This is a genomic window from Flavobacterium faecale (assembly GCF_003076455.1).
Taxonomy (GTDB): domain Bacteria; phylum Bacteroidota; class Bacteroidia; order Flavobacteriales; family Flavobacteriaceae; genus Flavobacterium; species Flavobacterium faecale.
On record NZ_CP020918.1, the window covers coordinates 1,522,018 to 1,535,701 of the forward strand.

General features: G+C 34.5%; 15 protein-coding genes. 6 read left to right on the forward strand and 9 right to left on the reverse strand.

Features of this window, described 5'->3' with window-relative positions; all coding sequences use genetic code 11:
- Positions 1-23 precede the first annotated feature (23 nt).
- On the reverse strand, positions 24-755 hold the full coding sequence (gene ubiE / locus FFWV33_RS06650) for a bifunctional demethylmenaquinone methyltransferase/2-methoxy-6-polyprenyl-1,4-benzoquinol methylase UbiE (RefSeq protein ID WP_108742482.1): 732 nt from the start codon (positions 753-755) through the stop codon (positions 24-26).
- A gap of 381 nt (positions 756-1,136) precedes the next feature.
- On the opposite strand from ubiE, the gene FFWV33_RS06655 reads away from it, so the two are divergent.
- Entirely contained in the window at positions 1,137-1,454 is a 318-nt protein-coding gene (locus FFWV33_RS06655) for a hypothetical protein (protein WP_108740182.1), read from the forward strand.
- Positions 1,455-1,504: 50 nt separating this feature from the next.
- On the opposite strand, the gene FFWV33_RS06660 is transcribed toward FFWV33_RS06655, so the two are convergent.
- Both FFWV33_RS06660 and FFWV33_RS06665 read right to left on the reverse strand, forming a co-directional pair.
- A complete protein-coding gene (locus tag FFWV33_RS06660) occupies positions 1,505-1,987 on the reverse strand; it encodes a dihydrofolate reductase (protein ID WP_108740183.1) in 483 nt (160 codons plus the stop codon).
- A 10-nt stretch (positions 1,988-1,997) separates the two neighbouring features.
- Positions 1,998-2,330 carry a 2TM domain-containing protein gene (locus FFWV33_RS06665; RefSeq protein WP_108740184.1) on the reverse strand — a complete coding sequence of 111 codons (333 nt, stop codon included), beginning with the start codon at positions 2,328-2,330 and terminating at the stop codon, positions 1,998-2,000.
- 237 nt (positions 2,331-2,567) lie between these two features.
- Here FFWV33_RS06665 and FFWV33_RS06670 point away from each other — a divergent pair, with 237 nt between their 5' ends.
- On the forward strand, positions 2,568-2,864 hold the full coding sequence (locus FFWV33_RS06670; protein WP_108740185.1) for an isoamylase early set domain-containing protein: 297 nt from the start codon (positions 2,568-2,570) through the stop codon (positions 2,862-2,864).
- Between the two features lie 74 nt (positions 2,865-2,938).
- On the opposite strand, the gene FFWV33_RS06675 is transcribed toward FFWV33_RS06670, so the two are convergent.
- The 4 genes from FFWV33_RS06675 to FFWV33_RS06690 all read right to left on the reverse strand — a co-directional run bounded on the left by FFWV33_RS06675 (position 2,939) and on the right by FFWV33_RS06690 (position 6,468).
- On the reverse strand, positions 2,939-3,763 hold the full coding sequence (locus FFWV33_RS06675) for a thymidylate synthase (protein WP_108740186.1): 825 nt from the start codon (positions 3,761-3,763) through the stop codon (positions 2,939-2,941).
- A gap of 54 nt (positions 3,764-3,817) precedes the next feature.
- The gene (locus FFWV33_RS06680; protein WP_108740187.1) at positions 3,818-4,450 is read right to left on the reverse strand and encodes a bifunctional nuclease family protein; all 633 of its coding nucleotides are present in this window, start codon (positions 4,448-4,450) and stop codon (positions 3,818-3,820) included.
- A 234-nt stretch (positions 4,451-4,684) separates the two neighbouring features.
- Positions 4,685-5,647, reverse strand: coding sequence for an electron transfer flavoprotein subunit alpha/FixB family protein (locus FFWV33_RS06685; protein ID WP_108740188.1), 963 nt, complete (start codon positions 5,645-5,647; stop codon positions 4,685-4,687).
- Between the two features lie 74 nt (positions 5,648-5,721).
- Entirely contained in the window at positions 5,722-6,468 is a 747-nt protein-coding gene (locus FFWV33_RS06690; RefSeq protein ID WP_108740189.1) for an electron transfer flavoprotein subunit beta/FixA family protein, read from the reverse strand.
- Positions 6,469-6,807: 339 nt separating this feature from the next.
- Here FFWV33_RS06690 and FFWV33_RS06695 point away from each other — a divergent pair, with 339 nt between their 5' ends.
- The 3 genes from FFWV33_RS06695 (at position 6,808) to FFWV33_RS06705 (ending at position 11,020) form a co-directional block, all read left to right on the forward strand.
- Positions 6,808-7,785, forward strand: a complete 978-nt coding sequence (locus FFWV33_RS06695; RefSeq protein WP_108740190.1) for a pyruvate dehydrogenase complex E1 component subunit beta — start codon at positions 6,808-6,810, stop codon at positions 7,783-7,785.
- A gap of 69 nt (positions 7,786-7,854) precedes the next feature.
- Positions 7,855-10,341, forward strand: a complete 2,487-nt coding sequence (locus tag FFWV33_RS06700; RefSeq protein ID WP_108740191.1) for a DUF5686 family protein — start codon at positions 7,855-7,857, stop codon at positions 10,339-10,341.
- A 145-nt stretch (positions 10,342-10,486) separates the two neighbouring features.
- Positions 10,487-11,020, forward strand: coding sequence for an inorganic diphosphatase (locus FFWV33_RS06705; RefSeq protein ID WP_108740192.1), 534 nt, complete (start codon positions 10,487-10,489; stop codon positions 11,018-11,020).
- 170 nt (positions 11,021-11,190) lie between these two features.
- Here FFWV33_RS06705 and FFWV33_RS06710 read toward each other — a convergent pair whose 3' ends face one another.
- Both FFWV33_RS06710 and FFWV33_RS06715 read right to left on the reverse strand, forming a co-directional pair.
- Entirely contained in the window at positions 11,191-11,805 is a 615-nt protein-coding gene (locus tag FFWV33_RS06710) for a deoxynucleoside kinase (protein ID WP_108740193.1), read from the reverse strand.
- Entirely contained in the window at positions 11,805-12,593 is a 789-nt protein-coding gene (locus FFWV33_RS06715; RefSeq protein WP_108740194.1) for a hypothetical protein, read from the reverse strand. Before FFWV33_RS06715 ends, FFWV33_RS06710 begins: the two co-directional genes overlap by 1 nt.
- Before the next feature lie 166 nt (positions 12,594-12,759).
- On the opposite strand from FFWV33_RS06715, the gene FFWV33_RS06720 reads away from it, so the two are divergent.
- Positions 12,760-13,656 carry a GLPGLI family protein gene (locus FFWV33_RS06720; RefSeq protein WP_245891698.1) on the forward strand — a complete coding sequence of 299 codons (897 nt, stop codon included), beginning with the start codon at positions 12,760-12,762 and terminating at the stop codon, positions 13,654-13,656.
- Positions 13,657-13,684 lie beyond the last annotated feature (28 nt).

A 13,684-nucleotide genomic window follows, 5' to 3' on the forward strand; every position in this document is an offset into this window, starting at 1 on the left:
GTATGCTTGCTGTAAAATCAGTATTATTTTTTTGACGCTGAGTAAATGGTTGCAACACCAAATGTTTGTGGCATTGCTTTCACCTCTATAAACCCAATTTTTCTCAAAATATTGTTTAATGCTTCGCCATAAGGAAATTGAGCAGCCGATTCTGATAAGTATCCGTAGGCTACATTGTCTTTTGAAAACAATTTTCCAATCATAGGAAGAATGTTTCTACTATAAAAATTGTATCCTTGTTTGTAAGGAGTTTTATCGGGTACAGATGTTTCTAAAATAACAAATACGCCATTTGGTTTTAATACTCTTAAAATTTCTGACAATCCTTTTTCAAGATGTTCAAAATTTCTAACACCAAAAGCTACTGTTATAGCGTCAAAAAAGTTGTCTTCAAAAGGCATGTTTTCAGAGTCAGCCAAAACCATTTCAATTGTTTTAGAAAGGTTTTTTGCAGCAATTTTCTTTTCACCCACTTCTAGCATACCTGCAGAGATATCAAGTCCTATAATTTTCTCTGCTTTGGTTTGAGCCATCAAAATAGCCAAATCACCTGTTCCTGTAGCAATATCTAGGATGGTCTTTGGGTTCGAATTGCGTACTATCTCGAGTACTTTTTTTCGCCATTTGACATCAATCCCAAAAGAAATGACACGGTTTAGATTGTCATAATTTCCAGAGATGGTATCAAACATTTGTGCAACTTGTTCTTTTTTGCTTAAATCAGAATCTTTATATGGAGTGATGTTTTTTGACATTTCGGTTTTAATTTTCCACAAATATAATACAATCTAATTTGAACTTTAATTCAAAAATTAAATCCCTTCTATAAAATAGTAGATTACTGTTTTTATTCGAAATAAAGAAGAGTGTGAGGTAGTGCGAAAACTGTTAAAAAAGAATGCTTTTAATAACTAAAGTTTTGTTTGCTGACGTATTAGTGAAACTGTTTAGAAATTCGTTAATTTTTCGATATTCTCAGCAATAGTAAGGCTTAAGCGGTTTTAAGAAGGTTTTTCCGTAGTACAATACAAACAAAAAACAGTGAAAAATATTTAAAATATCACTAAAAGTGGGTATTGTGCACAAGGTATTAAAAGTCGAATTTTACATTATAAATAATAAAATATTTATTTACAATGATTTTTAAGGAACTGACGGGTCAAATCAAATGGATAATTTTTGCGGTAGTTATCTCGTTTGTTCTGGTGGTTTTTTTTGACGGTGCTGCTTTAAAAGGCAGTAGTTTGTTTATAACGCAAAATACGTTCTTAGGATTAAATTTGTTTTTGGAAATTTTAATTTTCTTTGTCTTTAGTACCTTCGTGGTATTTGGTATTAAGGGCTACTTTGAGATGTACTCTCAAAAAACCTCAAACGTTATCATCTTCTTAACTGGAGCTATGTTAACTTTTGTTATTTTTATATTAAGTTGTCAAATTCTACTTCAAGAGTAGATCTGTTATCCTAAGTCATTGTAAAAAGAACACCCCTTCTAGGGGTGTTTTTATTTTTTATAATAGGTTTGATACGTGTATTCGTAAAGATGTTTTTCATCTTTAGATTGCAGGTCAGAATCTCTAAGTTCCCATTCTTCTGGATTTATTACAGGAAAATAAGCATCTGCATCAAATTCATGGTGTACTTTAGTAATCTCTAGTTTATCCGCAAAGGGTATCGCTAGTTTGTATATTTCTCCTCCGCCAATTATAAAAGTATCCTCATCCTTCGGGCAGATTGCCAAAGCTTCCTCAATAGTATGTACTACAATACATCCTTCAGGCTGATAGTCTTTTTGTCTACTGATGACGATATGAGTTCTATTCGGTAATGGTTTCGGAAAGCTTTCAAATGTTTTTCGACCCATCACAATATGATGACCTGTTGTTAGGGCTTTAAAACGTTTAAAATCATTTGGCAAATGCCAAACAAGTTCATTGTCTTTTCCTAAGGCATTATTTTGTGCAACTGCAGCAATCATTATTATCATATTCTCAGTATTATCTAGTCGGTTCTTCGTTTGCTTTAGTAGTCAAATCGGCTATTTTTTTTGATTGTAACGAGACTAAACGATCTATTTGTTCACGTTCCCAGTCTTTGTTCATGAAACGATCTGTAATAAAGACTTTGATAAAGTGTAAGATAAACAGAAAAGCCCATACAGTAAATCCTAAGATTAACCAATTATAGTCGAACGTTAAAGTCATTACTTTTGCAAATATAAAAGCAAATAAACTGCTGCAAGCTAGCAGTACAAAATGAAAGTACAATCTTTTCTTTTGTTTAATGCGTCTTCTAGCGTATTCGTATAATTCGTGTTGGTCGCGTTCCATAAGTAAAATATTAAAGTATAAAGATAAAATTAAATTTAATATTTTGCTATTTATTGTAATTATTACTTCTTCGTCAACCGTTTTGTTTTTTATAAAATGAAATTTTTGCCTTGTTAAATTACTGAATTATTTAAAAATTAACAGATGAAGGGTTATTTCAATAAATCTAATGGGTAATTGTCGGATCTAAAAGATAATTTATTTCCTTTGTCACATAATATTAAAAATGAAATAGTTATGTCAATAAAGAAACAATTTATAAAGTCAAAGCCAGTTTGTAAAGTTACATTTTCTATCGAAGCTAAAGAAGCTACAACTGCATCTGTAGTAGGGGATTTTAATAATTGGAGTGTGGAAGAAGGTACATTGAGTAAATTAAAAAACGGTACTTTTAAAGGTGTTGTTGAATTACCAAAAGATGCTTCTTACGAATTTAAATATGTAATTGACGGAGAATATGTAAATGATGCGGAAGCTGATTCTCTAAAATGGAATGAATTTGCAGGTACTGAAAACGGAGTGTTGGAAGTATAAGATATATAAAAGAAAATCCGCTGTAAAGCGGATTTTTTTATTTCTATCAGGATGGTGTTGAATATGCTTAATTGTTAAACAGCAACACTTCCTTTTATACCAGCATGAGGTTCGTAGCCTTCAAGTGTAAAGTCGTCATAGTCAAATTCGAATATGTCTTTTATTGCTGGATTTAAGATCATTTTTGGTAATGGTTTTGGATCTCTAGATAATTGCAATTCTAGTTGTTCAAAATGGTTGTTGTAAATATGTGCATCGCCAAACGTGTGGATAAATTCACCCACGCCTAGGTCACATACTTGTGCGATCATCATTGTAAGTAATGCGTATGATGCGATATTGAAAGGTACTCCTAAGAATATATCAGCACTACGTTGGTACAATTGGCAAGATAATTTTCCGTCAGCAACATAAAATTGAAAAAAGGCATGACATGGAGGTAGAGCAGCTTTGTTGTTCCCTACATTTTCTGAAAATGATTTTGATGTATCAGGTAATACAGAAGGATTCCAAGCTGATACAATCATTCTACGACTGTTTGGATTTGTTTTTAATTCGGTAATTAGATCTTTTATTTGATCGATTTCCTCACTGTTCCAGTTGCGCCATTGATGGCCATAAACAGGACCAAGGTCACCATTTTCATCTGCCCATGCGTCCCATATTTTTACTCCGTTTTCTTGGAGGTATTTAATATTGGTATCGCCCTTTAAAAACCACAACAATTCATAGATGATGGATTTTAAGTGCAACTTTTTTGTAGTAACCATCGGAAAGCCTTCGTTTAGATCAAAACGCATTTGATATCCAAAGACACTTTTTGTTCCTGTTCCTGTACGGTCTCCTTTTTGGCAACCGCTTTCCATTACATGTTGTACTAAATCTAAATATTGTTTCATCGGTTTGTTACGTTAATAGTGGTAAATAGAGAGCTAATTGGAGAGTATATAATTTTAAGACTCTCTTTTCGAAATTTCGTCTCTTATTTTTGCTGCCTTTTCATAGTCTTCGTCACTAACCGCTATAGCTAAGATTTCGTTCAGTTCTTGAATGCTATGTTTTAAAAACGGTCTTTCGGCCAATTGATTTTCATCCTCTTCATTTCCAAAAGTTTCAGGATTCGAAAGAATGTCATCTATTTCATTAGAATCGTTATCGCCTTCTTGCGGATTTGTTTTTAGATAAATACCTGCTTTGTCAAGAATGTTTTTGTAGGTAAAGATAGGTGCGTTAAATCGAAGCGCCAGTGCAATAGCGTCTGATGTTCTTGCATCTATAATTTCTTCGATCTTATCTCTTTCGCAAATGATACTTGAATAAAAGACACCATCAACTAATTTATGAATGATTACTTGTTTGACAATGATATCAAATCGTTCAGCAAAGTTTTTGAACAGATCATGTGTCAAAGGGCGTGGTGGTTTAATCTCCTTTTCTAAAGCTATCGCAATAGATTGTGCTTCAAAGGCGCCAATTACAATAGGCAGTTTACGTTCTCCATCAACTTCGTTCAAAATCAAAGCATAAGCTCCGTTTTGTGTTTGGCTGTAGGATATTCCTTTTATAGATAATTTAACTAAACTCATGTTTGTTTTAAGTATTAGATTTTAAAGGCTAAAATCAAAGAATTATTTGGTGGTGATTTGCTCGAAAATTCAAATGCATACGGGCAAACCAATAAACATACAAAGAAACAAAATCTTTTCTTAGCCACAAAAGTATTCGTGCGTTTGTGAGGACAAAATGTTAGTGGAATCTTAAAATAAAAAAGCTATCCAATTTTTAAATCGGATAGCTCTTAGTAAGAATTAGTAAGCTTCTTATTGTGCTTTGAATGCTTTCAATTTTTCGATAAGTTGTGGTACTACTTCAAAAGCATCACCAACGATTCCGTAATCAGCCACTTTAAAGAAAGGAGCTTCAGGGTCGGAGTTGATAACAACCTTAACTTTTGATGAATTGATTCCCGCAATATGTTGTATCGCACCCGATATTCCGATAGCGATATATAAATTTGATGCCACAGGTTTTCCTGTTTGTCCTACGTGTTCTCCGTGAGGTCTCCATCCTAAGTCAGAAACGGGTTTAGAACAAGCTGTAGCTGCACCAAGTACAGACGCTAGATCTTCAATTAATCCCCAGTTTTCTGGCCCTTTCAAACCACGTCCTCCAGATACCACGATGTCTGCATCTGCGATAGTAACTTTTCCACTTGCTTTTTCAGTAGATTCTACTTTGATTCCAAAGTCAGCATCATTAATTGAAGGAGCAAAATCTTCTTCAGTTGCGCTTGAGTCTGTTGGTACAATTCCGAAAGAGTTTTTGGCCAATCCAAGAACTTTTACGTCAGTGCTTATTTCAGTTACAGTAAATGCTTTATTTGAAAAAGCGCTTCTTTTTACTTGAAAAGGTGCTGTGCTAACTGGAAGTCCAACCACATTTGAGGCGAAACCTGCATTAAGAGATACGGCTACTAGTGATGATAAATAAGAACTATCTGTTGTAGATGACAAGACTACTAGTTTAGCGTCTTCTTTCTTTGCAGCTTGTTGAATAGCGTCAGCATATGCTTTGGCCGAAAAGGTATTTAATTTGCTATCTGTAACTTTTAGCACTTTGTCTACACCGTATTTTGATAATTCAGATGCATCGCTAACGTTAAATGTGATTGCTGTAACTGTAGATCCTAAAGATTCTGCTACTTTTTTTGCATAGGAAGCCAATTCAAAAGCTACTTTTTTGAATTTCCCCTCTGCTGATTCTGCGTATATTAATATTGACATAATTTTTTTGTTTAAAAGTTTAAAGTTTCAGGTTTCAGGTTCTAAAGCTGAATACTGCTACTGAATACTGGTTTCTAGATTACTTTAGCTTCGTTGTGTAACAAATTGATAAGCTCGTCTATATTGTCTGCAGCAATCAATTTTACCGCAGATTTAGCTGCTGGTTTTTCATATTTTACTGCTTTTGTATTGGTATCTGCAGCAACTGGCTCCACTACGGTTAATGGTTTGGTTCTTGCAGTCATAATTCCTCTCATGTTCGGAATTTTAAGGTCTTTTTCTTCTACCAACCCTTTTTGTCCACCAATGATAAGAGGTAGCGTAGTTGAAATATTTTCTTTACCACCATCAATTTCACGAACAGCTTTTACGTTTGTTCCATCAATTGTTAGTTCAGTACATGAGTTTACAAAATTAAAATTGCTAAGAGCTGCTACCATTCCTGGAACCATTCCTCCATTATAATCAAGTGATTCTTTTCCTGCCAAAACTACATCGTAACCACCATTTTTAATTACTTCGGCTAATTGTTTTGCAACAAAAAAACCATCTGTTGGCGTTGCGTTTATACGTATAGCATCATTTGCGCCAATAGCAAGTGCTTTTCTTAAGGTTGGTTCTGTTTCTGGTCCACCAACATTAACTACAGTAACTGTAGCGCCTTGTTGCTCTTGAAACCAAATTGCACGTGTCAATCCGAATTCGTCGTTTGGGTTAATTACAAATTGAACACCATTAGTGTCAAATTCTGAATCATTATTTGTAAAATTGATTTTTGAGGTAGTATCAGGTACATGGCTGATGCAAACTAGTATTTTCATAAGGTTCCTGTTATTTAATATAATTTTTTTTGAAAAGTTTAAAGGTTTATTCTTTTTGATTTTTCGAATAAAAAAATGATTTTCGGTTCTAAATTATGGTTCTTTGATATGATTGAGTTACAAATTTAGGATAAAAAAATGTATAATTTACTATGCGTGCATAATAAATTTTACTTAAAATTGCGATTTTCAGCAAATAATTGGGTTTGGAGATTGTAAATTTAGGAAGATATAACAAATAACTAAAAATTACAGCGCATTATTTTAATCCAAATAAGGTATAAGTGATTTTAAATATTTATTTTTGCTTTTCGAAAAATATACATATACAATTATAATATGAGAACGATACAATTTAGAGAGGCGATTTGTGAAGCGATGAGTGAAGAAATGCGTCACGACGAGTCTGTTTACTTGATGGGTGAGGAAGTTGCTGAATATAACGGCGCTTACAAAGCTTCAAAAGGTATGCTTGCAGAATTTGGCGAAAAAAGAGTTATTGATACTCCAATTGCAGAGTTAGGTTTTACAGGTATTGCTGTAGGTTCTGCAATGAACGGTTGTCGTCCTATTGTAGAATATATGACTTTCAACTTTTGTTTAGTTGGTATAGATCAAATTATAAATAACGCTGCCAAAATGCGTCAAATGACAGGTGGACAATTCAATGTGCCTATCGTTTTTCGTGGGCCAACTGCATCTGCAGGGCAATTGGGAGCAACACACTCACAAGCGCTAGAAAACTGGTTTGCAAATACTCCAGGTCTTAAAGTTGTAGTTCCATCTACACCTTATGATGCAAAAGGTTTATTGAAAGCTGCCATTCGTGATAATGATCCAGTGATCTTCATGGAATCTGAGCAAATGTATGGTGATAAAGGTGAAGTGCCAGATGGTGAATATATTATTCCTATTGGTGTTGCTGATATCAAACGTGAAGGAACAGATGTAACTATCGTTTCTTTTGGTAAAATCATTAAAGAAGCTTTTACTGCTGCTGATGAATTGGCTGCTGCTGGAATTTCTTGTGAAATTATCGATTTAAGAACAGTTCGTCCTTTAGATATTGATGCCATTTTGACTTCGGTTAAAAAAACAAATAGATTGGTGATTTTAGAAGAAGCTTGGCCATTTGCTAGTGTCTCTTCAGAGATTACATATTTGGTACAAGAGCGTGCATTTGATTTCTTAGACGCACCAATCCAAAGAATCACTACTGCAGATACTCCAGCACCTTACTCTCCAGTATTATTGGAAGAGTGGTTGCCAAATGCAAGTGATGTTGTAAAAGCAGTAAAAAAAGTATTGAACAAATAAGCTTCAATTAGAATACTATAATGACTTCATCATGCGTTTGTATGATGAAGTTTTTTTTTAAATATAATTATGAATAAATATTATTTCATTCTGTTGCTTTTAATTTTTGGCGCAGGAACAACCGTAATAGCACAAACTAAGGTAAGTGGATTGGTTTTGGATAACACCAACCAACCCGTACCCTTTGCCAATGTGGTGTTCAAAGACTCAAATGAAGGGACGATGTCTAACGAAGACGGACGTTTTTATATTGAATCTGAAAAAGAATACAATGCAATTATTATCACCTCGGTTGGGTATTCTGATAAAGTGGTAGTATTGCCTCAAGCGATTAACTACAATTTTAAAGTGGTAGTTTCGGCTGCAGAGGCCTTGAAAGAGGTTACTATCTTTACCGGAAAAACTTCAAAGAAGAACAATCCGGCTTTGGATATCCTTAGAAAAATATGGGAACATAAGCGAAAAAACGGTCTTTCGCAATTTGATTACTATCAAATGGAAAAGTATGAAAAAGTCGAATTTGACATGAATACTATTGATAGTGCGTTTATGAAAAGTAAGTTGTTTAAGGGCATGGAATTTATTTTCAAGCACATGGATACCTCAAAAGTAACCGGAAAAACATATTTGCCCATTTTTATCAATGAGTCACTGTATGATGTGTATGGAAACAATAAAACAAATAAGGTTAAAGAAAAAGTAAAGGCAAACAAGAATTCTGGATTTAGTGATAACCAGCAAATACTTTCTTTTGTCAAGGATTTATATTCTAATTACGATATCTATAACAATCACTTGACCTTTTTTGATAAGAGTTTCACGAGTCCGTTGTCCAAAACAGGGATTGATACCTATAATTATGTACTTAGAGATAGTGCTTTTGTGGGTAAAAAATGGTGCTACAATATTTTGTTTTATCCAAGACGAAAAAATGAACTAACCTTCAAAGGTGATTTTTGGGTTACAGATACTACCTATGCAATTAAAAAAATTAATATGGCCGTGACCAAAAGTGCCAATATTAACTGGGTAAAAGATATTTATATCGAACAAGAATTTGAAGTTCAAAACGATTCGGTTTTTCTATTGACCAGAGATTATATGATGTCTGATTTTGCTTTAAACAAAAAGGAAGAGTCAAAAGGAATGTATGGAAAACGTACAACCCTATATCAAAATCATTTGTTTAATGTAGAAAAGCCAGCAAGCTTGTACAAGGACGAAGTAAATTATATAGACAACGAAGTCTATAATCGATCTGAAGCATATTGGGATGACAACCGATTTGAAAATTTGAATAAAGACGAAAAAGGAGTTTACAAAATGCTAGACACTTTGCAAACAGTCAACAAATTCAAGCGTTTGTATAATTTGGTTTCAATATTAGGAAGTGGTTATATTCAGTCAGGGCATTTTGATTACGGACCTATCTTCTCAACTTTTGGATTTAACACCGTAGAAGGGCTTCGCCTGCGTGTTGGTGGACGTACCTACTTCGGACCAAATGACGCATGGAGATTACAAGGATATACCGCTTACGGATTTGGAGATGATAAGTTTAAATACGGAATCTCTGGTAAATGGATGGTTGACAAAAAGAAAAGGATTATTCTATCGGGTGGTAACAGGCGCGATGTGGAGCAAATAGGTGCGAGTTTAACAAGCACCAACGACGTTCTTGGTCGAAGTTTTGCATCATCCTCTTTGTTTTCTACAGGAAGCAATGGAAAGTTAACCAATATAAATTTGAGCAATGTGGCAGTTGAGATTGAGCCTATCAAAAACTTAACTTTTCAAACTGGGTTCTCGTACCGTACTTTGGAGTCGGCGTCAGATACGTTTAGTCTAGATTATTATACAGATGATACGCGTACAACGGTTGAAGATGCTGTAAAACAATCGGAGGTTAATTTACAAATTCAATTTACTCCCAATCGAAAAACAATTGGTTACGGGGTAGAACGAAGCGATGTTGACAGTCCGTACAGTCATTTCTTTGTGAATTACAATCACGGGTTCAAAGGCTTATTGGATAGTGATTTTAAATATGACAAAGTACAGTTGTATTACAAACAACCCATCATTATTGGTCCATTAGGACGTACAAACCTTATTGTAGAATTGGGTAAAACGTTTGGTAAAATTCCGTTAGGGTTAATGAATGTGATCCCCGGAAATCAAACCTATTTTACTATAGAGAACACCTTTAGTAACTTGAACTTCTATGAATTTGTAACAGATCAATATGCAACCTTTCAGTGGAATCATAATTTTGGTGGCCGATTGTTCAGCAGAATTCCGTTCATGCGTAAGTTAAATTGGAGAGAAATCATCGGAGTTCGATCTGTTTTTGGATCTATATCTGATCAGAATAGAGCTTTAAATGCTTCGGGATTAGTTTACAATGCTCCAGAAAAAGGGTATTGGGAATATAGTGCTGGTATTGGGAATATTTTTAAAGTGTTACGTATTGATTTTGCTTGGAGAGGTAACTACCTAAATGCTCCCGATGCGCAAAAGTTCTCTGTAAAAGGTTCTTTTGGGTTCTATTTTTAGAAAAAAAAGAAGATTATTTAATGATTTAAGCAATAAAAGGTCTTAAACGTTCTAGATTCTACTGTTTTAGGAGAGATAAATCTTGGAATAAAAATGTTTTTGACTATTTTTGCATCCGATAAATTGAAATAAAAGATATTATAATATGAGTGCAGAAAAAACTATTACTTTCGATGTTTTAATCGAAATACCAAGAGGGAGCAGAAACAAATACGAATATGATTTCGAAATTAGAAGAATGCGTTTTGATAGAATGTTATTTTCTTCTATGATGTATCCTGCTGATTACGGATTTATTCCTGAAACATTAGCACTTGATGGAGATCCATTAGATGTTTTGGTTTTGGTAAATGAAGCAACATTTCCTGGTTGTGTAATGGAAGTTAAGCCTATTGGAGTTTTCTTAATGGCAGACGACAAAGGTCCAGACGAAAAAATTATCTGCGTACCCGTTTCAGATCCAATCTGGAATTCACTTGAAAACTTATCTGATATGAATCCTCACTTGGTGAAAGAAATCGAACACTTCTTCCAAGTATATAAAGATTTAGAAAACAAAAAAGTTGACGTTGGTGGATGGGGAGATCTTGATGATGCATTGAGAATTATCCAAGAATGTAAAGATCGTTTTGAAGCGATTCCAAATAAACCAGAAGGATTGTTTACTATCAAATTGTAAGTAGATAACCATTCGGTACCTAATAAAAAAAGCAATATTCGTAATTGAATATTGCTTTTTTGTTTTTATGAATCCCCCGCCTAGAGGTGCAATTTGTAACGGTCACAAAAAAAAACGGATCTAGAATTTACTTCTACATCCGTTTTTGTTTTTTTTAAAAATATGTTTATCTAAAACAAACCATTTAACTCAGCATCAATTCGGTTGATGATTGTTCCTAGATCTTCGGGGTTGTCAACAAAGTTCATGTTGTCAACATCAATGATTAGTAGTTTTCCTCGGTCATAGGTATGTACCCATGCCTCATAACGCTCGTTTAGGCGACTTAGGTAATCAATAGAGATTGTTGATTCGTATTCACGACCTCTTTTGTGTATTTGTCCTACCAAATTTGGTATAGAGCTACGCAAATAGATCAGTAAGTCGGGTGCTTTTACCGTTGATTCCATCAATTCAAACAAAGACGAATAATTGTCAAAATCACGATGGGTCATTAAACCCATAGAGAATAAATTGGGTGCAAAAATATGGGCATCTTCATAGATGGTTCTGTCTTGAATAACTTTTTTTCCGCTTTCGCGAATTTGTATTATTTGACGGAAACGACTATTCAAGAAATAGATTTGCAAATTAAATGACCAACGCTCCATTTGATGATAAAAATCGTCTAGGTATGGGTTGTCTACAACATCTTCATAATGTGGATCCCATTTAAAGTGTTTGGCCAATAATTGTGTAAGTGTGGTTTTTCCAGAACCTATATTTCCTGCTACTGCTATGTGCATTACGGTATTATGATTTTATAATTTGTAATTCCTTCGTTGGTAAAAGTAGATAAAATTTGGTCCTTGTAATAGCATTTGTCAAAGGTTTTATCCACAAGTTCAATTTTGTACACTTTATTTTTGCTATAGTCTTGCATGTAAAATAGATGGTCTTTTGAATATAAAATTTGCTGTTCACCCAGGAACTCAATCCATTCATATTCAGGTATTTTGTACAAATTTGTGATTTTTCCAAAAAGATTGCACATGAACGCCATGTTTTTGTCGTCTATCCAATAGAAATGATTGAAATCGGTTTGGTAATACTGAATGGTGTCCGGAAAAGGAGTCGAAATAGTTTTGTAGGTATTGTTGAGGTAGTTATACAGCCCAATTTGTTGATCAAGGGTGTTGTAGGTCCACAATTGATTTAGTCCTGCCATTCCAGTCGCTCTAAGGTTTATTGGATTTTCAGATTCGAAAAATAAAATACGTTGCGTTTCACTGAGTTGATTGTCGAGTAGGATTACGGCATTGAAATCCTGGTAGAACAAAACGATTTTGAGTGGATTGGTCAAGTCTATTTTGGTAAGGTTACCTAGTGAGACATTTTTATATTCCCATTGTTCTTTGTTTTTGCTTTTTGAGAATACTGCTTTGTCAAGAAAGTAATTGTAGCCATAGGAGTCGTGTCCAACAAAATTTTTATTCGCTATCGGAATAAAGTTAATTTTACTCGCTGCGATACTACTCTCTTGTCCTTGAAGCGAAAGAAAGGTAAATAATAAAAATAGGATAGCCTTTTTCATAGTGGTGCAAATTACAAAAAAAATCTGTTTCGTATTATGGAAACGGTTGTTGTTTTGCGTGAGGGATAGTCCCGAAAGTTCGGGAGCCCAACCCACTTTTTTTGCGGGTCACGCCCGAAGGATAGTAATGTATTGAAGAATTATAAATGATATAAAAAATTATTTTATGAATAGTAGAAAGAAAATAGTAATGGTATTGGGGCTGGCTTTAGGTTTGTCTGTACAAGCACAAGAGTTTCAAGGGATCGCGGTGTATCAATCCAAAACAAGTTCGGCAGAAATGAAGGAACGTTTTGCGAATGATAAAAATATGACGCCAGACCGTCAAAAACAAATTGAAGAACGCATGAAGTCTATGTTTGAGAAAACATTCATTTTGAATTTTGACAAAACGGCTTCTATTTACAAAGAGGAAGAAAAACTGGATGCACCGGGTCAAGGTGGTGATGGCCGTATGAAGATGATGAGCTCGATGATGGGCGCCGGAGGTACCATGTACAAAAATGTAAAAGATAAAAACTACACGGTTGACAAAGAATTTATGGGGAAAGACTTTTTGGTCAAAGATTCATTGGTAAAACTAAACTGGAAAATGGAAGGCGAAAGTCGCGTGATTGGTGGGTACAACTGTTTTAAAGCGACTGCAGTTATAGCAATGAATGAAACCGATTTGGGGAACTTTAGACCTAGATCTGACGAGGAGAAACGAAAAGAAGATGCCGCAGAAAAAGAGAAGAAAACAAGTTTGTTAGATCAAATTAAAGCGCCAACCGAGCGTGTGGTAACGGCATGGTACTCGCCAGAAATTCCTGTGAACCAAGGACCGGATAAATATTGGGGTTTACCAGGTTTGATCTTGGAAATCAATGATGGTAAAACCGTGATTTTATGTTCAAAAGTGGTTTTGAACCCAAAAGAAAAGGCCAGCATTAAGGCAGCTACAAACGGAAAATTAATCAATCAAAAAGATTACGATGCGACGGTGGTGAAAAAAATCAAAGAGTATAGAGATAATAATCCAAGACCCGCAGGTGGTCCTGGTGGAGGTGGTGGCCGTCGTTAATTAGTAATTGGGTTCTATTTAAATTATT